A 23,562-nucleotide genomic window follows, 5' to 3' on the forward strand; every position below is an offset into this window, starting at 1 on the left:
AGTCCGTTGTCGTTGTAGCAGAGGCGGATATGGCGGCCGTTGCGGTCGAGTTGTGCGACCAGTTGGTAAATGCCGCAACCGGAATCGACTTCTGCAAACAGCAGCCGTGTGCCGCCGTCGGGGGAGGCGATTTGGTAGAGGTCGTCTGAAATCTGAGAAAAGAAGATTTGTTCGTAAGGATCAAAATAGGCGTTATCCAGACCGTAGGGGTCTTCTTCGGCGGAAGCAGGTCTTGGGGCAGCCTCTTCTTCATATAAATTGTCTTCATCTTCGTCGGCTGCGGAATAAGGCTCGTCCGCTTCGTCGCTGATATCCGGCAACGGAATTTCCCTGCCCTGCTCATCAATATAAAGGAAACCGTCGGCAGTGCGGACAAGACGCATGGAGAACGGCAGCGACCAACCCTGTCCCAGCCAGCCGTTGCCTATTTGGTCGGAATAGTAGCTGCGCTGCCAAACAAGGGGAAGTGGGGAGTCAAAGGAAAAGTCGGTCTCTGTATCGTCAAATAGGACTTTGATACCAAGTACGGCATTAACAGGATTACCGATAGCTGCTGCAACTTTACAGGGGATACAGTGACCATGACCAGAAGTAACTACCCCACCATCAGAACCTGCTCCGCTGCCCCCGCCAAAACCACTGACCATCTTTCGTGAAGGCAGTCTAACACTAGGCAAACCTGGAACCATTGAAGCGAGCGAAACCACATCAGATACAGCATCAGCCACATTAGCTGCAGCAGAGTCAGGAGCAACCAAAGAAAGGGCACTAGAGGCAACATCGGCCACCATCTCTATCACATCTACCGGCCCGGCTGCATTAGTCAGCGGCTCAGGCGGATTGGCAGAACCTTGAGACACCATGGCAGGTGCAGAAGGCTGAGGAACAAGAATACCTATGGTGTTACCGGAAGAGGACATGCGATTACTCCGTCGAAATCCTAATTAATCTACAAGTAGAAACCTCAAAACAAGGAACCTCAATCACTTTCTGAGGACTTTGAACACATTATTTTGCAAAAATTATAACAAACAATAAGCTATAAATAAAACTGTATTTGATAAACTTTATTATCTATAATATCATATAGTAAGCGCATATTTTTAAAGATTATTTACATTTCTTTAGTTATTATTTCAAGTGGTTTAAATTTATATTTATCAACACATCGAATTATGCTAGAGTATGAGTCTTAGCAGTTGTATCTAATTAGCAACTTGGGAATCTAAAAACTCTTCTCTTGTGATGACTACTTATGTTTAAGCAAAATGAAGTCTATTTTTTTGGCAAACTGAATCAATCCCGTGATTTTATTTTCTCCGAGAATCTTCAAACTCATGATAGATTCTTTTGGGATAACTGGTTTAACCGATGCTCCGGCCAAAACAAATTAATTTCATTCACTCGAAAAACATATTCCCCTTTGCAAATTTGGCTATTTTGTATCAAATTACCCGATGATCTTATTTATACTGGTATGGCTGCTGGTAGTTCTGATAAAATTGGCAGAAAATACCCATTTGTGTTATTTTATAAACCTAGCTCTATTCCCGAATCACTTGATTCTCTTTTTTTTCTTTTAAAGAAAAAAAATTCCTTTCGCAAGATATTAAAAGAAGGGGAATATTGTATCGAAGATTTTTACAGTAGTGATACAACAGAGAGCTCTATCCTCTCTGAATCCTTTCACAACTTTTTATCTGATTCAGACGGCATTGGTAGTTTTTGGCAAGAGATTGAAAGCGGTTACCACATAAAACATGAAGGCCTCCCCTCATGCTCACTGTTTAATAAGTTATTTGGATTATAAGTAGATGAACACATTTCCTCGATGGGACGAGCCTATCTCTATCGACAGTCCCGAAGGTGTAAATATCGAATACGATAGCCGCTTTTTAGAACTACAAAGCGTAGCTGAAGGCAAACCAGAACAACAATATGGTGACACGATTATTCCGGCAGAAGAGGCCGACTGGGCAACAGTAGAAAAGTTGTGCAATCAATTGCTAGCCGAGTCTAAAGATTTACATGTCTTGGCTTATTATGCACAAGCTCTTACTGCCAAACATGGACTCGTAGGGTTCTGCGCTGGCTGCGAAGCAATTAGAGCTAATATAGACTTATATTGGGAATCCATTTACCCCAAACTTGAAGATGAAGACGGTGAATTTGATCCCTTTTACAGGATCAATGCCCTTAGCTCCTTTACTACACTTGATGGCATCATCAAAGAGATTCTTGCATCTAAATTATTGATAAATAGGTTAACTCAACAACCAATTACTGTCAAAGAAGCTGTTTCCATACTACAAGGAAATGATTCACAAAATTATCCAGGAGGTAAAGAGCGGCTAATGCTCGATATTAGAGTAAATGCCGATACAGGGAAACCTGAATTAACTGCATTAATTCAAGCATTGGACTGTCTGAAAGACATCCAACGCATTTTCTCGTCTAATTTACAGGATGAACACTCACTTGATTTTGATGTTATTCAGAAACCCCTTACCCTAATTCACAAAGCCATCAACTATAATGATGGGAGCACTCCCTCAGTACAACAGACAGAACAGCCTGAGTTACCCTCTGAAACTAACAGCTTGGCTATTACGCAAGAACAATCTATTCAAGAGGCTGATGCATGGCGCCGTCTGAATATTAAAAATCGCGCTGATGTTGATCTGGCTTTAGAGAAAATCTGCATTTATTTTGAAACTCTTGAGCCCAGCCACCCTGCACCACTGTTTATCCGCAGAGTGCAACGACAAATGAATATGAACTTTTATGACATCATGAAAGATATTAGCCCAGAAAGTATTGTCAATTTAGAAGTTTTAATTGGCAAACCAGATGAAGATACAGCAAATTCCTAAAATTAGTAAACCTCATCCACAATTTCGTAAATATCTTTTAGATATACAACATTATTAATTATCCTAAGGTTATAACCATGTCACGAAATAAATCATCAGGTCAAAAGTTTATTGCCCGCAATCGAGCTCCTCGCGTGCAAATTGAATATGACGTAGAGTTGTATGGCTCAGAGAAAAAGATTGAACTGCCTTTCGTTATGGGTGTTATGGCAGATTTGGTTGGTAAACCTGTCGAGCCACTGCCTGACTTGGCCGAACGAAAATTCTTAGAAATTGATGTAGACAATTTCGACGAACGCATGAAAGCCCTTAAACCTCGTGTCGCCTTCAACGTAAAAAATACATTGACAGGTGAAGGGAATTTGAATGTAGAACTCGAATTGGAAAGCATGGATGACTTCTCACCGGCTGCGATAGCTAAAAAAGTAGCACCTCTAAATGAGCTTTTACAGGCACGTACAGAACTGTCTAATTTACTCTCATATATGGATGGTAAAAGTGGGGCTGAAGAACTAATTGGAAAAGTCTTAGGAGACAGCGAATTACTAAAAAGTCTTGCAGCCGCGCCCAAATCAACATCCAAAAATGAACAATAGTCTCTAATAAAACTAGAAGTGAAAGTAAATCATGGCTGAAAAACAATTAGATACCCTAGAAAATGGCAGTTCGCAACATGTGTTTGCAACCAATGAATTTGAACAGCTGCTTCAAAAAGAATTCAAACCTAAAACGGAAGAAGCTAAAAGCGCTGTAACTAATGCAGTCGCAACATTGGCTCAGCAAGCCTTACAAAATGTCGTCACCATTTCAGATGATACCTATCAAACCATTGAAGCAATTATTGCCGAAATTGACAGAAAGCTTTCTGAACAAATCAACTTGATCTTGCATCATGAGGACTTTCAAAAGCTTGAAGGTGAATGGCGCGGCCTGCATCATTTAGTGACCAATACCGAAACAGATACTTTACTGAAAATCAAAGTATTACCTATTTCCAAAAAGGAAGTTGCTCGTAATTTAAAACGCTTTAAAGGTACGGCTTGGGATCAAAGCCCACTCTTTAAACGTATTTATGAGGAAGAATACGGCCAATTTGGCGGTGAACCCTTTGGTTGCTTAGTAGGTGACTATTATTTTGATCACTCTGCCCCTGATGTAGAAATGCTCAATAGTCTTGAGAAGATTGCAGCGGCTGCACACTGTCCATTTATTGCTGGTGCATCTCCCAAATTAATGCAAATGGAGTCTTGGCAAGAATTAGCTAATCCGCGCGACTTAAGTAAAATTTTCCAAAATGCCGAATATGCTCCATGGCGAAGCCTGCGTGAATCCGAAGATTCACGTTATATCGGTTTAGCCCTGCCTCGTTTCCTGTCTCGCCTGCCTTATGGTGCCACAACAAATCCTGTAGACGAATTTGACTTCGAAGAGGAAACAGAAGGTGCAGATCACAATAAATATACTTGGGCCAATGCTGCTTATGCAATGGCAGTAAATATTAATCGCTCATTTAAATACTATGGTTGGTGTACCGCTATTCGCGGTGTGGAATCAGGCGGTATCGTTGAAAATCTTCCCTGCCACACATTCCCAACCGATGATGGTGGTGTAGACATGAAATGCCCAACAGAAATCGCCATTAGCGACCGCCGAGAGGCAGAATTGGCTGCATTGGGCTTTATACCATTAATTCATCGCAAGAACACGGATTTAGCTGCATTTATCGGTGCGCAATCTTTGCATAAACCATCTGAATATTATGATCCAGATGCTACCGCCAATGCACGTTTATCTGCTCGCTTGCCTTATTTATTCGCATGCTGCCGTTTCGCACACTACTTAAAATGTATTGTTCGTGACAAAGTTGGCTCATTCCGCGAACGTGATGACATGGAACGCTGGTTGAACGAATGGATTATGAATTATGTAGATGGAGACCCTGCCAACTCTACGCAAGAAACGAAAGCACGCAAACCATTAGCTGCTGCAGAGGTAGTTGTAGAAGAAGTAGAAGATAATCCAGGATACTACACTTCTAAGTTCTTCCTGCGTCCTCATTATCAACTTGAGGGGCTTACCGTTTCTCTACGCTTGGTTTCCAAATTGCCTTCGACTAAACAAGAATAGTCAGGCTTAGTTTATTTAGTTGGGTATATTTAGTGCCCTGTTGTTAAATCGCTTGTATTTTTTAACTAGGAGAGTAAAAAATGGCTATTGATATGTTCATGAAAGTTGAAGGTGTAAATGGCGAATCAAAAGATTCTAACCACAAAGACTGGACTAACATCGAAAGTTTTGACTGGGGTGCAGAGCAACCTGGTTCAATGACTAGCGGTGGTGGCGGTGGTGCCGGTAAAGTCAATTTCAATGACTTGACCGTAGTTGCTGCTATCGATAAAGCAGCTCCAACCATTTTGAAAAACTGCGCTACTGGCCAACACTTGAGCAAAGTAGAAATTTCTGTATGTAAAGCTGGTGGTGAACAAATTGAATACTCACGCACTACATTAGAAGATGTCTTAGTGACCGGTGTGAAATTCATTGGCGTACAAGACAATGATGCTCTGAAAATGCGTTATTCATTCCAAGCTGCAAAAGTGAAAAACCAATATTGGGAACAAACCGATAAAGGTTCTAAAGGTGCTGAAGTTCAAATGGCCTTCAATATCAAAGAAAACAAATCTGCATAATTGATATGTAGATTTAATTAAAAAAGCCTGACTTAAAAGGCGTTTTTAAGTCAGGCTTTATATATAAATGTTTTCACTTTTCAGACGGCACTACTTAACTGAAAAATTAATCTTGTTTTTAACTTCTATTATTCATCTTTATAAATTAAATAAGGGATCATTGAAATGGATTTGAAGACTAAATTATCAGAGATGATTGAGCTTGTACGTTCAAATCCTGACAATCAAGAACATCGTTTAGCACTGATTCAATATCAGTGTCTGTGCGCAAAATGGGAACAGGCTTTAAAACAGATTGGACAATATCAAAAACTGTTTCCTCATACCCAAAAACCTTTAATGCTTTATCTTATTGAAAATATTTCTGCTGAAATGCGGCGTCAGGCAGTTTTGGAAGCCCAACAAAAACCAAAAACACTAGAACAACACGCAAGCAAACTTGATATTCTTCAAAAGCAACTCTCTTTAGTTGCCCATGTTTCAGAACAGAAAAATAAAGCCCTTGTCGATGATTATACTGTGCTATCTGAGAATATAGAAGGCTCGCCCGTACATATTACTTACCTTTTAGCAGATAAATCAGTTTCCGAGATTGATAGTGACTGGATTATGGATGGAGACGTACGTACCGCCTTCGTTTATGAATATTTCTATCAAGGTCACTACTACTGGCAAACATGGAATTCTATTGAAAATATTTCTTTCAAGACACCAAGTTCCTTACTGGACATCATTTGGAGGCCGTCTGAAATCAAATTTACTAATGGTGAATGTATTCAATGTACCAGCCCTGCTCGTTATGCTGTTATGCCTGGTGAAGAAACAGCATGGTCAGATCTACTAATGAAATGTTCACAAACTGACTGGATAGAAATAGCAGAGCAACTCTTTACAGGGGTTGGTCAAAAAACTTTGTATACCGACAACCATGATTTTGGCCTTTTAGATATTTGTAATATTAGATTTGAACAAAATCATTAAAATCTATCCATCTTTCAAACCCAACAATTAAACATGTCGCAATTCAAAAATCAACTGTTACCCTCTTTATTTGACAGACTAACAGATGAAGAGCCACGCAGAAAAAAAGAGGCACGCTCCGATCAGGTCATTAATCTTGATCAATATCGGCAAGCAGTACTGCGTGATATTCTTTATCTACTGAATACATGCAACATGCAAGCAGAAACTATGGGGATTGACCTAACTGAAAATGTACGCTCTTCTACATTAAATTATGGTATCCCTCCCCTTTCTGGTATTAATTTTTCCGATATTGAATGGCAAGATGTGGAACAGAATATCAAACAAGCCATCATCGATTTTGAACCGCGTCTTGAAAATAAGACTCTACAAGTGATCGTAAATACCTCAGACGATGATGACGATGCTTTACACAATAAACTCATTATTGAAATCAAAGGTTACCTGAAACTCAATCCTTATCCTAAAGAATTCTTGCTCCGAACCAGCATGGATGTTGAAACAGGATTGTTTGACTTATTAGATGGGGGAAATGGGGCTTGAATAATAAATTACTGTCTTACTACAACAAAGAGCTAACTTTTCTAAAGGAAATGGGTAAAGAGTTTGCAGCCCAATATCCTAAGATAGCCTCAAGATTAGCTTTAGATACAACTGATATTCCTGACCCCTATGTTGAAAGACTCTTGGAAGGGGTAAGTTTTCTTACTGCACGCACCCAACTTAAACTGGATGCGGAGTATCCTCGTTTTGTCCAAAGAATCTTAGAAGTTGTTTATCCTGACTTCATCAATCAAAAACCGGCTGCAGCTATTGTCAATCTAGAGCCTACTAATCAATATAACGCTGATGTGATCAATCTACTGGAACGAGGAAAAATATTAAGGTCTCTGCCTATTGATGAATTTAGAGTAAGTTGTCCATTTTCTGTAACTAAAACTACTGAAATTCTGCCACTTCGTATTGAAAAAGCCAAATATACTGACTCAATAGGTTATTTACCAAACGCACTCCCTGCACTCAAACAATCCTCTGGTAAGAAAGTACAATCTGCCTTGCGTTTGGATTTTTCATTGAGCGTACCAGGTACATGTTCAGAGATGTTGCCAGATGAATTATCTATATTTTTGGGTACAGAGCTTTCCAAATCATCTTCATTGCTGTTTCTATTGGCTTCTGAATGCGTGGGTGTTGTTTGCCACAGTTACGAAAATCCAAAACAATGGTATTACCCATTACCTACTACACCAGAACATCGTGGTTTTCGAGAAGATGAAGCCTTATCATTTAATTTAGATAAATCGGTGAGTGCATTCCGAATTATGCAGGAGTATTCACGCCTACCGGAAAAGTTTCTATTTATTTCTCAAAAAAATATTAAACAAGCCGTCCAACAAGCCGAAAAAAAAGGACACTTACCTAAAGTACCTGAACATTTAGAGGAAATCGTAAACGATAAGGGAGTCAATAAAAAAATTATTACTTATCGTAAACGCTATTTTAGTCTTTCATTTTTATTCAGTAATAAAATACCTGAATTAACTGAGCTGATCGGTGTAGATGATTTCTCTGTAAATGCCGTACCAGTCGTCAACTTATTCAGAAAAAAAAGCTCACGCTTTCCGGTAAATATTCAAGATCAGGAGTACCATGTCGTTATCGACCGTACCCAGCCCCTGAATTATGAAGTCTACGCTATCGAGCAAGTAAAAGGCTTTGATACCAACAACCTTCAAACCGTAGTATTTTCACCAATGTACAAAGCACCGGATATAGGACTCTTTCCTGAGTCCCAAACTCAACATGCTTATTTTTCTGCTCGTCGTGCTGATAGAGTACCATCCGAAAACTCAGCTAAAAATGGTTTTCGCTCTTCCTATTTAGGTAGTGAGGTATTTTTATCTCTTGCTAATAATCAGAATTACGCCTTTAATTCAAACATACAACACCTTTCTGTCGATACTTGGTGTACAAGCAGAGATTTGCCTCTAATCATGCCTCGAGACGGAGAATCTGACTTTCTTATTGAGGGATTTTTGCCAGTCAAATCAATTAAACTGATTTCTAAATTAACAAGGCCTCAAGAAGCAGTAAGTGAAGATAGGACACTTTGGTCATTTTTAAATCAATTGAGCTTAAATTACCTATCGCTCTTGAATACTGATAAAGAAGATGCGCCTGTTGCTTTGAAAGAGCTTTTAACAGTATTTGTTTCTTCTGAAAGCGATTTACTGAAAAAACAGATTGAATCAATTACACGAGTTGAAACCTCAATTATTAACAAAGTAGTCCGTCATTATGGAGTTGCAGCCCCTATCAGAGGAATCAACATTACCATTACACTAGACGAAGCTCAATTAGGCGGCGTCCATCCTTTCCTATTTGGATCAGTTTTAAACCATTATTTCCGACGTTTGGTGTCTATTAACTCATTTGTACAACTGAGAATTGACACGCTCCAGCAAGGTCATATTGCTACTTGGCCGTCTGAAATTGGAGAGAGAATGATTATATGAGTCCAGTCAACCCTAAAACAGATTTTGGTGACTCATTAGACAATGCTTGGGATGAAAAACTTACAGTCTTTTTAAATAAAGTTTCCTCTCAGCCGTATAAGTATGATTATTTTTCACTCTTGCGCCAGCTTGAGTCCGTTAAATTTATTACTGGTGGGCAAATATTAGGCAAAGCTATTAGCCCCAAAATGGAGAAAATAAGGATCCACCAAAATCCTTCGCTTACTTTTGCCCCACGCAATCTCCAATCGGTAACCTTATCACCACATTATGTAGAAATTTCCATTAATGGATTTGGTCTGTTTGGCCCATCTGGCCCACTACCTCTACATTTAACCGAGTATGCTTATGAACGCCAACATCAACACGGTGACCGGGCATGGGCAGGTTTTGCAAATATGTTGCAACACCGTCTGGCTATCTTATTCTATCGAGCATGGGCTAATGCCCAAAGCATTACATCTTTAGATAAAAATGCTGAAGACCGCTTCGGAAAATATATTGCCAGTTTTAACGGCCTTAACATTCCGACCACACATAACAAAGGCTTAATTCACGAATTTGCCAAACGTTATTTTTCCGGTCTATTGATAAAACAAAGCCGATCTGCAGTCAACCTGCAACAACTGCTCACTCGCTATTTCCAAGTTCCCGTTAACATTCAAACTAACGTGGGGTACTGGGTTAAGGTTGAAGAAGAGAAAACGCAAATTGGGATTATGGGTAACTACACACTTGGTGATGGTTTACTACTAGGTGACAAACTCTATGATGTGCAAAGTAAATTTCGGATTATTATTGGCCCACTTACCTTACCAGCCTACCAATCATTCTTTAAAGACGGTATTAATACAGCCCGTTTACGAGAATGGGTTCGTTTATTTGCCGCAGAAGAATATGAATGGGACATTCAACCTATTCTGATGCAAAAAGAAGTTCCACTGATGGATTTAGGAGGGAACACTCAACTCGGCTTATCAACTTGGCTGGGAAATGTTTCCCGAGACGCAGAAGACTTGATTGTCAGCAATCATTAATCGGCTTTTCAGACGGCCATCGTCGATAAAAGCTTTAGAAAACTATTTTTGGACATATTTGAAATAATTTAACTAAGGACGTCTTATGTCAAACATCAGCCGCAGCGTATTATTTGGTAAGTTAAATACTACTTTGTATAAAACTTTGGAAAATGCCTATACCTTCTGTCGTCTTCGAGAAAACAGCTATGTTGAATTAGTACACTGGCTACACTCTCTACTTCAAACTGAAAAAACAGATATCTTCTGCCTGATAAATCAGTTTAACTTAGATGAAGTCAAAGCACGAAAAGATGTATTGGCTGCAGTAGAAAAATTACCTGTTGGTGCTACTGCCGTTATTGACTTCTCCGAACATATCCAAACCCTTGTCGAACAAACTTGGACATACAGTTCACTAAAATTTGGTACAGACAAAATCCGTACAGCTCATATTTTCTATACCATGCTGCAAAATAAGACTTTACAGGGTATTCTGGCCAATATTTCATCTGAGTTCCTGAAAATCAAACCGGAGACATTGGCAAACAATATTATTGCTATTACTGCTAACTCTGAAGAGAATCTTGATGTTACCCAGAATGCCTTATCTTCCGAGCCTAATGCTACCCACAAAGAAAGTGCCTTAGCTAAATACGGCAGCAATCTTACCGAAAAGGCTAAAAATGGCGAAATAGATCCAATCACAGGCCGTGACACTGAAATCAGACAAATGATTGACATCCTAATGCGTCGCCGTCAAAACAACCCGATTCTTACAGGTGAAGCCGGTGTTGGTAAGACTGCTGTGGTTGAAGCTTTGGCATTACGTTTAGCTGCCGGAGATGTTCCGCCTGGGTTGAAAGACGTTCAATTAATTCTATTGGATATCGGTTTGCTCAAAGCTGGTGCCAGTGTTAGCGGAGAATTTGAATCACGCCTCAGAGCAGTTATGGATGAAGTAGAATCCAGCCCAACCCCAATCGTGCTATTCATCGACGAAATCCATACTTTAATTGGTGCCGGTGGAGCTGTCGGTACTGGTGATGCTGCCAACTTACTCAAACCTGCATTAGCTCGTGGCAAACTTCGTACTATTGGTGCAACCACATGGGCAGAATACAAAAAATATTTTGAAAAAGATCCTGCCCTAACTCGTCGCTTCCAAGTTGTACAAGTAGATGAACCCGATGAAGAAAAAGCCATCAACATGCTTAGGGCATTGAATGCTTCTCTAGAAAAACACCATAAAGTGATTATTCTTGATGAAGCAATCCAGGCTGCTGTAAAACTTTCTCACCGCTATATTCCAGCACGTCAGCTCCCCGATAAAGCTGTAGGCCTGATTGATACTGCCTGCGCACGTGTTGCAGTCAGCCAACATGCTGTACCTGGAAGCATTGAATATCTACGCAAGAAGTCAGAAGCATTAAAACTTGAGCAAGCAAATTTAGAACGTGAGAAAAAACTCAGTTTTGATTCTGAAGCTAGAATCACAAATATTGGTAAAGAATTAACTGAGGTTGAAGGCCGTCTGAAAAAATTAGAAGACAGATGGAAATCTGAAGCAGACTTAGTTGCCGAGCTATTGGCTGTACGTGAACAAATCATGCAGGTTGAACAAGAAACAACCGATGAAGAAAATAAACAGTTGCGTACCCGCCAAAAAGAACTGGTTACTAAATTGAAAAAACTGCAAGGCGTCCAACCTTTGGTTATGCCGTTAGTAGACAGTCGTACGGTTGCTGACGTTGTAGCAGACTGGACTGGAATTCCTGTCGGAAAAATGATGAAAGACGAGGTTGAGGCTGTATTACAGCTTGCTGATACCTTAAATAAGCGCATCATCGGCCAACGCCACGGTTTGGATGCGATTGCCCGCCGTATTCAAACTTCACGCGCCAATCTAGACAATCCCAACAAGCCTATTGGTGTTTTCATGCTTGCTGGCCCTTCCGGCGTGGGTAAAACCGAAACTGCACTGGCTCTAGCCGATACATTATATGGTGGTGAACAAAACGTGATTACCATCAACATGAGTGAATATCAAGAAGCTCATACTGTATCCACTTTGAAAGGAGCTCCTCCAGGTTATGTCGGCTATGGTGAAGGTGGCGTATTGACTGAAGCTGTACGTCGTAAACCTTACAGTGTTGTCTTACTCGATGAAGTAGAAAAAGCACATCCAGATGTTCATGAAATCTTTTTCCAAGTATTCGACAAAGGCTGGATGGAAGATGGCGAGGGCCGCTATATCGACTTTAAAAACACCATTATCATTCTTACCACCAACGTTGGTACAGATTTAATTATGGATATGTGTGATGATCCCGAAATGTTGCCTACTCCAGAAGGCCTAACTAAAGCCCTGCGTACTCCCCTGCTGAAAACTTTCCCAGCTGCTTTATTAGGCCGGATGCAAGTTATTCCTTACTATCCGCTATCCGATGATATGCTCTCAAAAATTGTTGAATTGCAATTAGACCGTATCGTAAAACGCATTAAAGATAATCATGGCATCGACCTACACTATACCCCTGAAGTGTTAAAACTAATCACTTCACGTTGTACAGAAGTTGAATCAGGTGGCCGCATGATCGATGCGATTCTTACCAATACGGTTCTACCACAAATCAGCCAAGAACTACTTACCTGCGCAACACAGGGGAAACAAGTTTTGAGCGTAAATATCGACGCAAGCAATCATGACTTCAATTACCAATATAAATATAAACTTAGAAAGAAAAATACTTTATAATTCTAAGTAAAATAAGAAATCTTAGTATTTCGATCGACAGTCATAGACCAACTAGTTCCTAAAATCTAGGCTGTCGATTAATTTAAAATTTCTATCATTAAATACAATCACTATTGATGTACCTAGGTAACCAAAATGCATGGAAAACTGATAAAATATATATCATTTGCAATGATATCTTTGATGGTAAGCGCATGCGCATCCAACCATAAACCACCAAAAGAATCTGACGAAAGTGGAGAAAAAATTGATGTACAAATCATAGTTTCTCCCGATGTCAATCCAAATTTAGTTGATCAACCTTCCCCCATAAGATTGGATTTATATCAACTGTCATCTGATGGTGAATTTAAAAAAGCAAACTATTTTGATCTTACTAATAATGCTAAAGAAACTTTAGGAGACAAATTAATTCAACAAAACCAATTCATGTTACACCCTGATACGGTTTCTGTATTACCTATCAAGATGGATTCTCATCTGAAATACCTAGGTGTTGTTGCCAGTTATCGTGATTTGGATAATAGTCAATGGAGATTAATTTTATTAAAACAAAAACAACGATGGTATCAGTTTGGGAAACACTATTTCTACGTGAATATTGGGAAAAATGAATTATATCAATTATCGAAATCAGAGATGCAAGAAATGCTAAAAGAATATAAAGAGCGCCATCCTGATGATCCGACTATCAAAGAAAATGGGAAAACTCGTAAGAATAATAGTGATCTGAGCAAAGGCATTTTCCGCGAGGAATAAATACTTATATATAAAGAATTTGAGGTTGAATGCATGGCAATTGAAGCAAAAGTAGTTTGGTCGGAGGGAATCTTTATTACCCCACAGCATTTCCAGCAATTTGAACGTTATCTTGAGTCTGGATTACGTCAACTAGCTGTTTCTAAAGAAGGTTATTTTTGGGGATTTTCATCTTTAGTACTGGATTCAGACGGCCTCAAACATGGTGTTCTTGGTATTCGTGAAGCAGAAGGTATTTTTCCTGATGGTTCTATATTTGTGTTTTCCCAAAAACAACTTGAAAATTTAAGCTTAAAAGTACCTGCAAACATAAAAGATACCAAAGTTTGCTTAGCCATTACTCTGCCATCCTCTGTCAATAATGAGATTGACTTTCTAAATCAAAATTCTGCTCACTCTTACCGATATAAAGCATTTGAGAAAACCCTTGCAGATACAACAAACTCCGAATTAGACGGTCGCCAAATTACACTAGCAGATCTTAATCCTACATTGATTTTAGAAAATGATTTAACTAGCAATCAAACTGCCCTTCCTATTGCAGTTATCCGATCCAGTTCAGCAGACTTTGAAATCATTCTAGACGAATCATATATTCCACCTTCCCTAGGAAGCCAAAAGCAACAACACCTAAAAGCTTACATTTCAGAAATATATGGCTTATTAATGCAAAAAAGCAATAGTCTAGCTAACGCTGTAAACGACCCGAATACCGGAGGTTCTGTTGAAGTAATGGACTTTATGATGCTTCAGACCATCAATCGGTATCTGGCTTATTTGCATCATGAAAATGAAGGCGCTCGTCAAACTCATCCAGAACAATTATTTGTCAACTTATCAAAATTATGTGCTGATTTAATGACTTTCCTTCCTTCACGCAAGGTAGGAGATGTTCCTATTTATGAACACAATGATCTAGCATCATGTTTTGGTAAATTATTTTTTAACTTGCGCAAATCACTGTCTATTGTACTTGAACAAAGAGCAATTAGAATTCCATTAGATTTGCGTGATGAAGCAACCCGAGTCGCCCAAACTCCTGATCAAAGCTTACTGGATAAAGCTTCATTTGTCCTAGCCATCAAAGCTGATATGCCTAACGAAGCCTTACGCCAAAAAATTCCAAGTGTAGTAAAAATAGGTACTGTAGAAAAAGTTAAGGAATTGGTTGCTTACCATTTACCTGGAATTAAAGTTCATGCGTTATCCGTGGCACCAAGAGAATTACCATACCATAGTGGTTATGTTTATTTTGAATTAGATAAAAAACATGAATTATGGGATATGTTTGATACTTCCTCAGGTATGGCTTTCCATTTGGCTGGTAATTTCCCTAATTTAGATGTTGAATTTTGGGCGATTAAGTCTTTAAGTTAATTTGATTTAATTTGGAATTTCATTATGAATAACCAGAATAATACTGCAAACAACGCAGTAAATGTTTATAACCCTTTAATTGAAGCTGCTAAACCTGTTCTTATCTTGGCTAACTCTATGCAGCAAACTACTAGTCAATTATCTACTGACAGCCTAATTAATAAATTCTCTCTCTTAATTAATAATTTTGAAGAGAATGCTGAAAAAAATGGAGCTAAATATGATGCCATTCAGGCTGCAAAATACTGTCTTTGTACATTTGTAGATGAATTAGCAGTCCGTGCAGGCTGGGCTGATGAAACTTGGTCAAAGAATAGCTTATTAGTATCTTTTTACGATGAAACTTGGGGTGGAGAACGTTTTTTTGAAATCATTCAAAATTTGAAACAAGATTCTGATAAGAATATTGATTTATTGGAGTTTATGTATTTATGCCTACAATTTGGTTACAAAGGTAAGTACCAGGTTCTAAACAATGGGGAGCTTGAGATCGATAAAATTAAAAGGGACCTACTTGCCTTAATTCACAGTAAACGACCTGACCAAACTGCTAATCTTTTTAAACATAACCCGATTATTACAAATAATATTCAAAGGAAACGCAGGCTTGCTATTCCTTTATGGGTAGTAGGCGTATTAGGAGCTGTTGCATTAGGTGTAGGCTATTTTACAATGCAATGGTCATTAGGAGATAAATTCAATACAGCCAGTACAAAAGTAAACAGCCTCAAACTCCCTTCAGTAATCACCAAACAACAGGATACACAAAAAACAGTCCGACTACGGCCTTTATTGGAAAATGAGATTGCTAGAAAATTAGTATCTGTGGAAGATTTTCAAGACAGAAGCACTGTTACTATTTTAGGTGATGGCTTATTTGAATCCGGCTCTGCACAAATTCAAGACCAATATTATCCTGTTTTGGCTGCGGTTAGCCAAGCCTTAGATAGTGTGGAAGGACAAATTATTGTTACGGGATACACTGACAATCAGCCAATTCAGAGCTTAAATTTTCCATCCAACTGGCATTTATCACAGGCTCGGGCAGATGCAGTAAAAGAAATTTTATTGAATTACGTTAAAAATGGTGGAACACGCATCCGTTCTGAAGGGCGAGGCTCAACCGATCCTGTAGCACCAAACGATACTTTGGAGAACAGGGCTAAAAACCGAAGGGTTGAAATTACATTATTTACTACAGGAACTGGACCCAAACTAGGTAGCACAGTCGAAATAAAAAACAATACCTCCAATCCTTAACAAAACGGTAGTGCAAACACACAATAATCTATTTTAGATTGATACGGAAAAAATAGACATGAAAAAAATTATTTATTTTCTAGGTTCTCGCTCTTTATGGGTGATGTTGGGTATTACTGGCCTAATTATATTAGTATGGTTTATTGGCCCATTAATCTCCATAGGTGAAGTTCGCCCCTTAGTAAGCAAAACTATTCGTTTTGCAGTGTGTGCCACTATTATTGGTATTTGGTTGGCTAAAGCTGTATTTCGCCAATATCGTGAATCCCGACGAAACGCTGCTTTATTGAAAGAAATTCGAGCAGCCCAAGAACCTATTTTAAAAAGTGCAAATGATGTTAGCTCTATGAGCCGCCAGTTTGCTGAAATGGACAAAGTATTAAAGAATGCTAAATTTTCTAAATCTAAAAACAGTTTGTTGGCTAGACTAGAAGAAGGTCAATACCTCTATCAAATGCCATGGTATGTTGTCCTAGGGGCAGCAGGATCTGGTAAAACGACTGCACTCAAACGTTCTGGCCTTAACTTCCCCTTAGAGAGCACTTTGGGGACATCTGTAAGTGGCCTAGCAGGTACACGAGATTGTGATTGGTTCCTATCGGATGAAATAGTATTTCTCGATACAGCTGGTAGATTATCTTTACATGACAATCATAGCAGTAAAGATTCTAGTGACTGGGAAGAATTTGTAACGCTGCTACAACGTTACCGACCTAAACAGCCAATAAACGGAGTATTGGTTACTGTAGGCGTAGATGATTTATTGGGCGGAAAAACCAATATAACAGAAATCTCAGTAGAACTGCGTAAAAGAATCCATGAAATGCATACTAAATTAGGTATACATTTTCCAGTTTATCTTATGATAACCAAATTAGATTTATTGCATGGTTTTAATGAATTCTTTAACCATCTAACTGAAGAACAAAGAAATCAATATTTAGGGATTCCTCTATCTAATACAGAAGGAATGGAAACCCCTATCGCTACTGCTTCTAATGCCTTAGCAGATATTGTAGATAAATTACGCTCCTCTATGTTGGGTACTGTTCACCAATTAGAATCCACTGAAGACAAGGCTGCGGCTTTTGCATTCCCTGAGGAGTTCGAGCGTCTTAATCAGGCCGTACTTTCCCTATTTAAAGAACTGTCTAAATCTTCAAAATTTGAGCAACCTATCGCATGGAGAGGTGTTTATTTTTCAAGCTCAACTCAAACAGGACAACATCTCAACCCTATACTGGAAGGTTTGCAAAGTGATTTCCAATTATCTAAAAAATACTTGGATTCAAACCAGGCCTCTACTCAGAATAACGAACATAGCTTTTTCTTAAATAGACTATTTGCTGACGTTATTTTAAGCGAGGCAAATTTGGCTGGTGAGAATAAATCTTGGTTTGTCAAAAAACAAATCTTGTATTGGCTAGGTATTGGAGCTATTGCAACTGTAGTAATCGCATGTTTGACAATGATGTTGAATAGTTACTCCAATAACCAATCATATCTTGAACAGGTTGATAAAAAAGCAACTGACTTAGCTTCAGATGTAAAAAAATATACAGACGGCCCTGATTTACTTAAGGCTGTAACATTTGCTGAACAAGTTAGAGATACAACTACCAGTAAAGAAATTCCAGATTTATTATCCCCTCCGCTCAGCTATCGTATTGGCCTTTATCAAGGCAGCCAAATGAAAGATGTTGGGGAGTCAGCCTATTATAGAATTCTTCAAGACAACGTAATGCCATTAATCAGCTATAAGTTGGATGAACTTCTACGCACAGCTAATGGCTCCAACAATATTAATAGCTATGATGCATTAAAAGCTTATCTTATGATGTTCCACAAAGAACATTTTGATGCTGCTTTTATGCAAAACTGGTTAATGTCCAATTTGTCTAAAACAGAATCATCAGGTATGAGTGACCAACAAAAAAAATCTGTTGAAAAAGCTCTGAATCAGATTCTTTCAAAACAAAGCATTACACCAAGCGTTCCCTATGATGAAGAATTAGTAGAACGTCGTAGACAGGAAATTGCGCAAAGAGACATTGCAACCATGGTATTAGAAGATACCATAAATACAGTTACTCTCTCTGGAAAGGGAGGAGTTACACCTGTATCCTTTTCAAGTATGGGTGGAGTGCAAAGTCACTTGTTATTCCGACGTAAGACTGGTGGAACTCTGAAAGAACCTATTAACTTTATTTATACCAAAGAAGCCTACATTACTAAAGTTTTGCCTGCTATGGTTAAATCTGCAGAGCAGTTTTTTAATGAAGACAACTGGGTATTAGGTGACTATGCTTCTTTAAGTCAAAGCAAGGCATCTGTCCTTTCTGATGCCCAAAGAATCTATTTCAGTAATTACATCAAAGTTTGGAATAGTTATTTATCTGATTTGTCATTAGTAACACCAAAGTCATCACGAGAGAGTACTCAAATTGCTAAGCTGCTATCTGAAAAGAACTCACCTTTAGTCAATATTATTAAAGGAATTAGTGATAATACGACTTTAACTATTGACAAACGAATAACAGAAAAAGCTGGAAGCAAAATTACTGATTGGTTAAATAGAGCGGGACTCTCGAAACTCTTAGAGAGTGAAGAGGGGAATAATGTAAAGAATGAATTAGCTGCTTTAAAACAAGCAACTCCAGTCGATGATGCTTTTGCAGATTTCCATATATTAACTGAAACCACTAATGATCAACCTCCAGCTATTAATAACGTTACAGAAGCTATAAATGATTTATATGTTTATTTAGTTGCCGTTAATGTTGCTGTAGAAAAAGGAGTGGACTTACCACCTGATGATCCTTTCGTAAAATACAAGGCTGAAGTAAATAGACTGCCACCTCCCTTTCGCCAAATGTTAGATAACTTTTCTGAAATTATTCTGAAAAACACTAACAAAATTGTTGATGAAAAAATTTTATCTACTTTAGAAAAACAAATGGCCACATTGACTAATAGTTGTCAAGAAATACATCAACAAGGATACCCTTTCGATAAAGGATCGGAGGACAATGTCGCATTAGAGAGTTTCACCAGTATATTTGGTCCCAATGGTATCTACAGTAAATTTACCAACTTGACTGGTGAAGCTGCCGTATTGGCACGCTCAGAAAAACTGGAAACTTTAACTGCTAAAAATGATGCGTTTAAAGATCGTTTTGCAAAGCTAAATGATATAGCAGACATTCGACAAGGGTATTTTGATAAAGGATCAGAAACTCCTACATTCGACTTTTCAATTAAAGTTTTAATTCTTGATACCAGTTTAGAAAGTGTAAATATTTCATATGCAGGTAAGAGCTATGTATACAGCCATGGTCCTGTAAATCCTGTAACCTTTACTTGGCCATCCAAGAGTGAAAATGCTTTAGCTAAAATAGATATCTCATCTCCCCAAATCAACAGCGCAGGTATTAGTTCAACTGGGCCGTGGTCAATCTTCCGCCTTATTGAAAAAGGTAAAATTATTCGCCAAACAGGAAATACCACTGTTGTCGAATACAATATTAAAGGAAAAAATCTTATACTTGAATTTACTACTTCTACTGCCTTTAATCCATTTAATTTAAGTAAATTACGGAATTTTCAGTGTATTTAAAAGTTTCAATAGAGATGTAAATAATATTATCTAAAATATCACTTCCACATATTTTATCCCTATTTAAAATATAGGATAAAAATACTTCTAACCGGAATATTGGTTTAAGATTGACAAGGAGTTTCCCGAAATGAATAGAACTATCGTTGCTCATACGCCTTTGGGATCACAACTATTATTCAAAAAAATGCTTGGAACAGAATCCGTTTCAAATCTGTTTGAGTTCAATATTACATTGGTCTCCCCAAACCCAAATTTACAAGGCAAAGATATTATTGGTCAGTTTGTAACATTGGAAATTGATACTGAAGCAAGCAGTCCTCGTTACCTAAATGGTCTGGTTACCGATTTCGGTTATATTGGAGAAGATGAGGACGAGGAAGGTTATCATGCCTATACTTGTACCACTCGCCCATTCATGTGGTACCTCACTCAAAATACAGACAGCAGGGTTTTCGTTGATAAGTCCGTATTAGATATCGCTAATGAAGTCTTAGCACCATTCGGATTCCCATACCAGATAAAATGTCAAAAAGGGTATCGAACAAGAGGCTTTTGTGTTCAATATCAAGAAAATAGCTTTGATTTCTTAAACCGCCTATTTGAACAAGAAGGTATCTACTATTATTTTGCCCACAGTAACGGTTCACATGAGCTGGTTATTACTGATGATGTCGGTGTTTTAGAAGCTATTTCATCCCCTAACATCCCCTACCACTCTCGAAATACTGCACCAGGGGCACCAAATATCGCCTATATTGATATTTGGGAAGAACGAGATGCTTTAAAATCTAGTCAATTTGTTACTCGAGAATACAATTATAAAAATGCTAAAGTACCGATGATGTCTTCAGACTCAGTTCATGACTTTAATTCGGTATCTATGGAACACTATGACTTCTACACAGGTTTTAGTGATGTGGCAGAAGCACAAAATTACAGTCAGGTTCGTAGTGAAGATTTGAAAAGCCAAACCAAGATTATTACTGGCTCAGGCACTGCACTGACACTTGCTCCAGGTTATACGTTTATCCTGAGCAAACACCCTCATGCATCTTCTAATACCGAATATACTATTTTAAAAGCTGATTATGATTTCGAAGAGGCAGGCTATACGTCTGGAGACCGTATTGGCAAATTTAGAATTTCATTCCGCGTATTACCTAAATCTTATCCATACCGCCCTCCTCTTAAAACTCCCAAGCCAAAAGTTTTAGGGACACAAGCAGCTACGGTAACAGGACCTGCAGGTGAAGAGGTCTACACCAATGAATATGGCGATATTAAAGTCCAGTTCCACTGGGATCGCTATGGAAAAATGGATGAAAACAGTTCCAACTGGGTACGAGTAACTCAGGGCTCTGCTGGTGCTGGCTATGGCTCTATTAATACACCACGCATTGGCGAAGAAGTACTGGTTGATTTTATTAATGGCGATGCTGATCGACCCATTGTATTAGGCCGTCTGTATAACAGCGCAATGTCGCCACCATGGGGATTTCCTGCTGCAGCTAAGCAATCCGGTATCAAGAGTAAAAGTTTTAACTCTCCATTAGCCAACTTTAACGAACTGATGTTCAATGATACTGCTGGGTCTGAAATGGTCAACTTCCAGGCACAGAAAGACTTGACCTCACTTGTTAAGAATAATGAAACCCGTAACGTCAACAACGACCGAACCACTACAATTGGTAATAATGAAACTGTAACAGTAGTAGGTGATCGAGCTAAAACCGTTCAAAAAAACGAAACTGCCTCAATTACCCAAAACCGTACCAAATCAGTCGGCCAAAACGAAACTTCCAGTATTACCCAAAACCAAAGCATTAGTGTTGGCCAAAACCAAAGTACTTCTGTGGGTAAAGATCAGAGTGTTTCTGTCGCTAAAAATCGAACCCATTCTGTTGGCCTCGATGAAAACATTGGCATCGGAAAAAATCAGGCTTTAACCGTAGGCTTGGATCAAAACGTTTCTATCGGCAAAAATCAAGCATTGACCGTTGGTGCCAATCGTAACAAAACCATTGTATCCAACGAGGTAAGCAGCATTGGTGGCAATAAGCAGGAAACCGTCAGCCTAAATGGTATGAGCAACGTTGGTATCGGACAAATGACCAACATTGGCGCTGGCTATATGCTAAACGTCGGAGGTGGTTGGATGACCAACGTTGTTGGTGCCGAAATGCATAGCGTTGGCCTAGTTATGGGACTTAATGCAGGTTTAAATATTGGCCTTAATGCCGGCAATAAAATTACCTTATCTGCTGGGAGCAAAATTACCCTTCAAGTAGGCAACTCAATGATTGTAATAGATAAAAATAAAATCTCTATCGTTAGTAAAAAAGTTAAGATCGTTGGCACTAATGTAGTAGATATGGATGGTAAAAAAGTCGATATCAACTAGAAGAAAAGGTATATAAATGTTCGAATTGGAGAACTTTACCTGCTTTCATACGCAGCAATTTAAAAACATCGACCAGTTAGATCGAACATATGATGTCGTAGTTGCTAAAGTCAGTTATGAGTTTGAAATCGATCCTGTAACTGGAAAAACCGTACTTAAGTTTGCCCAAACGCAGACGCCTCTTACATTTGCAGATACTTTTTACGGTGAACCATCTCAAACTTCAACTCAGTTTGAAAGCGACTTCTGCCTTTATAAACCTAAAACTGATTTAGTGGTCAATGCAATCGCCTATGCACATGATGACACTCCCGCTCGGCAACTTGCTGTAGCGGTGAGTGTTGGCGATTACCAAAAAAGTCTGGCTCTTACTGGCGAGCGCTACTGGGTAAGAGAGATAGCCGGATGGTCTCTAAGCGAACCAGATCCTATTCTCTCCTTGCCCATCCGCTATGAATTTGCCTTTGGCGGTAGTGCAGTTGAAGACGATCATGAGGGGCATCAGCAAAATCCTGTCGGTATTGGTTATTATCCCAAATCCCAACTCAAACAAAATGGGTTCAAAAGGATATTAAAGGCTCACCAGATTTATGACCCAAGCCATCCGGTACGAGATCCTGCTGAAAATGTTGCTCCTGAAGGATTTGGCTTTATGCCCCGTTATTTTGCGCAACGGGCACAACATTCAGGTACTGCCGATGCAGAATGGATAGCTAACCGTGCACCTTTATTACCAAAAGATTTTTCTATGGCTTATTGGAACGGTGCTCATCCTTCCCTTCAATTGCCACATCTAAAGCCTAACCATATCTATACACTAGGATTTACCGGCATGGTACATTCCTTTCAAGCGCCCAATCAGTACTTTACTGTCGAACTACCGGTAGAGACTGTATTTGTACATGCCCATACCGCATCTAATATGTCTTTGTGTAAAGACATGGTGTTGGATACCGTACTCGTTGATGTAGAACAACGCCGCATCGACTGTACATACCGGACTTCTTTTGCAGAAGAGCTGGAAATTTCTGCATGTCAACTCAGGTTTATTGCTCGACATGAACGGGCAGAACAAATCGCAGCCGCAGTTGCATGCCATACTTCACAAGACAAATTTATCCCGATACCGCCTTCTCTTGCGGCACTCGCGTAAACAACTAAAAGACCGTCTGATTATCAACCGATTGTAGCCAATTTTTCAGACGACCCCATCCCCCCAACAGGAGCACCCAATGGCCGTCAATAAAATCGCCCGTAAAAGCAGCAAATTCCGCGTTGTCTTTACCGTCCCCGATTTCTGCTGGCCGCC

17 protein-coding genes are annotated in these 23,562 nt (G+C 39.0%); 16 read left to right on the forward strand and 1 reads right to left on the reverse strand.

Annotation, left to right across the window (positions count from 1 at the left end; genetic code table 11):
- On the reverse strand, nucleotides 1-920 hold a 920-nt coding region (locus tag ACTHSA_RS10580; protein ID WP_440378891.1), incomplete at its 3' end, for a DUF6531 domain-containing protein.
- Between the two features lie 335 nt (nucleotides 921-1,255).
- Here ACTHSA_RS10580 and ACTHSA_RS10585 point away from each other — a divergent pair.
- The 16 genes from ACTHSA_RS10585 to ACTHSA_RS10660 all read left to right on the forward strand — a co-directional run bounded on the left by ACTHSA_RS10585 (nucleotide 1,256) and on the right by ACTHSA_RS10660 (nucleotide 23,406).
- The gene (locus tag ACTHSA_RS10585) at nucleotides 1,256-1,810 is read left to right on the forward strand and encodes a TagF domain-containing protein (protein WP_049337065.1); all 555 of its coding nucleotides are present in this window, start codon (nucleotides 1,256-1,258) and stop codon (nucleotides 1,808-1,810) included.
- 4 nt (nucleotides 1,811-1,814) lie between these two features.
- Complete coding sequence (tssA, locus tag ACTHSA_RS10590) at nucleotides 1,815-2,873, forward strand: type VI secretion system protein TssA (protein WP_440367189.1); 1,059 nt, start codon at nucleotides 1,815-1,817, stop codon at nucleotides 2,871-2,873.
- 77 nt (nucleotides 2,874-2,950) lie between these two features.
- Nucleotides 2,951-3,469 (forward strand): type VI secretion system contractile sheath small subunit, encoded by a 519-nt coding sequence (tssB, locus tag ACTHSA_RS10595; protein ID WP_004520044.1) that lies wholly within the window; start codon nucleotides 2,951-2,953, stop codon nucleotides 3,467-3,469.
- 31 nt (nucleotides 3,470-3,500) lie between these two features.
- A complete protein-coding gene (tssC, locus tag ACTHSA_RS10600; RefSeq protein ID WP_440378892.1) occupies nucleotides 3,501-5,000 on the forward strand; it encodes a type VI secretion system contractile sheath large subunit in 1,500 nt (499 codons plus the stop codon).
- Between the two features lie 80 nt (nucleotides 5,001-5,080).
- On the forward strand, nucleotides 5,081-5,563 hold the full coding sequence (locus tag ACTHSA_RS10605; protein WP_003761730.1) for an Hcp family type VI secretion system effector: 483 nt from the start codon (nucleotides 5,081-5,083) through the stop codon (nucleotides 5,561-5,563).
- Nucleotides 5,564-5,728: 165 nt separating this feature from the next.
- Nucleotides 5,729-6,544: a type VI secretion system accessory protein TagJ gene (locus ACTHSA_RS10610; RefSeq protein WP_004520042.1), complete on the forward strand. Its 816-nt coding sequence runs from the start codon at nucleotides 5,729-5,731 to the stop codon at nucleotides 6,542-6,544.
- A 33-nt stretch (nucleotides 6,545-6,577) separates the two neighbouring features.
- Entirely contained in the window at nucleotides 6,578-7,090 is a 513-nt protein-coding gene (gene tssE / locus ACTHSA_RS10615; RefSeq protein WP_004520041.1) for a type VI secretion system baseplate subunit TssE, read from the forward strand.
- On the forward strand, nucleotides 7,087-9,063 hold the full coding sequence (locus ACTHSA_RS10620) for a type VI secretion system baseplate subunit TssF (RefSeq protein ID WP_049337059.1): 1,977 nt from the start codon (nucleotides 7,087-7,089) through the stop codon (nucleotides 9,061-9,063). The genes tssE and ACTHSA_RS10620 overlap by 4 nt, the downstream gene beginning before the upstream one ends.
- The gene (tssG, locus tag ACTHSA_RS10625) at nucleotides 9,060-10,100 is read left to right on the forward strand and encodes a type VI secretion system baseplate subunit TssG (protein WP_004520038.1); all 1,041 of its coding nucleotides are present in this window, start codon (nucleotides 9,060-9,062) and stop codon (nucleotides 10,098-10,100) included. The genes ACTHSA_RS10620 and tssG overlap by 4 nt, the downstream gene beginning before the upstream one ends.
- 85 nt (nucleotides 10,101-10,185) lie before the next feature.
- Nucleotides 10,186-12,837 carry a type VI secretion system ATPase TssH gene (gene tssH / locus ACTHSA_RS10630; RefSeq protein ID WP_004520037.1) on the forward strand — a complete coding sequence of 884 codons (2,652 nt, stop codon included), beginning with the start codon at nucleotides 10,186-10,188 and terminating at the stop codon, nucleotides 12,835-12,837.
- 135 nt (nucleotides 12,838-12,972) lie between these two features.
- Nucleotides 12,973-13,596 (forward strand): type VI secretion system lipoprotein TssJ, encoded by a 624-nt coding sequence (gene tssJ, locus ACTHSA_RS10635; RefSeq protein ID WP_004520036.1) that lies wholly within the window; start codon nucleotides 12,973-12,975, stop codon nucleotides 13,594-13,596.
- 33 nt (nucleotides 13,597-13,629) lie between these two features.
- Entirely contained in the window at nucleotides 13,630-14,973 is a 1,344-nt protein-coding gene (gene tssK / locus ACTHSA_RS10640) for a type VI secretion system baseplate subunit TssK (protein ID WP_049337057.1), read from the forward strand.
- Nucleotides 14,974-14,997: 24 nt separating this feature from the next.
- On the forward strand, nucleotides 14,998-16,233 hold the full coding sequence (tssL, locus tag ACTHSA_RS10645) for a type VI secretion system protein TssL, long form (RefSeq protein ID WP_070624734.1): 1,236 nt from the start codon (nucleotides 14,998-15,000) through the stop codon (nucleotides 16,231-16,233).
- A 58-nt stretch (nucleotides 16,234-16,291) separates the two neighbouring features.
- Nucleotides 16,292-19,849, forward strand: a complete 3,558-nt coding sequence (gene tssM, locus ACTHSA_RS10650; protein ID WP_049343522.1) for a type VI secretion system membrane subunit TssM — start codon at nucleotides 16,292-16,294, stop codon at nucleotides 19,847-19,849.
- A 130-nt stretch (nucleotides 19,850-19,979) separates the two neighbouring features.
- Nucleotides 19,980-22,253 (forward strand): type VI secretion system Vgr family protein, encoded by a 2,274-nt coding sequence (locus tag ACTHSA_RS10655; protein WP_004520031.1) that lies wholly within the window; start codon nucleotides 19,980-19,982, stop codon nucleotides 22,251-22,253.
- A gap of 16 nt (nucleotides 22,254-22,269) precedes the next feature.
- Nucleotides 22,270-23,406 (forward strand): DUF2169 family type VI secretion system accessory protein, encoded by a 1,137-nt coding sequence (locus ACTHSA_RS10660; RefSeq protein WP_004520030.1) that lies wholly within the window; start codon nucleotides 22,270-22,272, stop codon nucleotides 23,404-23,406.
- Nucleotides 23,407-23,562: the final 156 nt, after the last annotated feature.

Origin of the sequence: Neisseria sp. P0008.S002, from assembly GCF_051962805.1 — a bacterium.
Lineage (GTDB): Bacteria > Pseudomonadota > Gammaproteobacteria > Burkholderiales > Neisseriaceae > Neisseria > Neisseria perflava.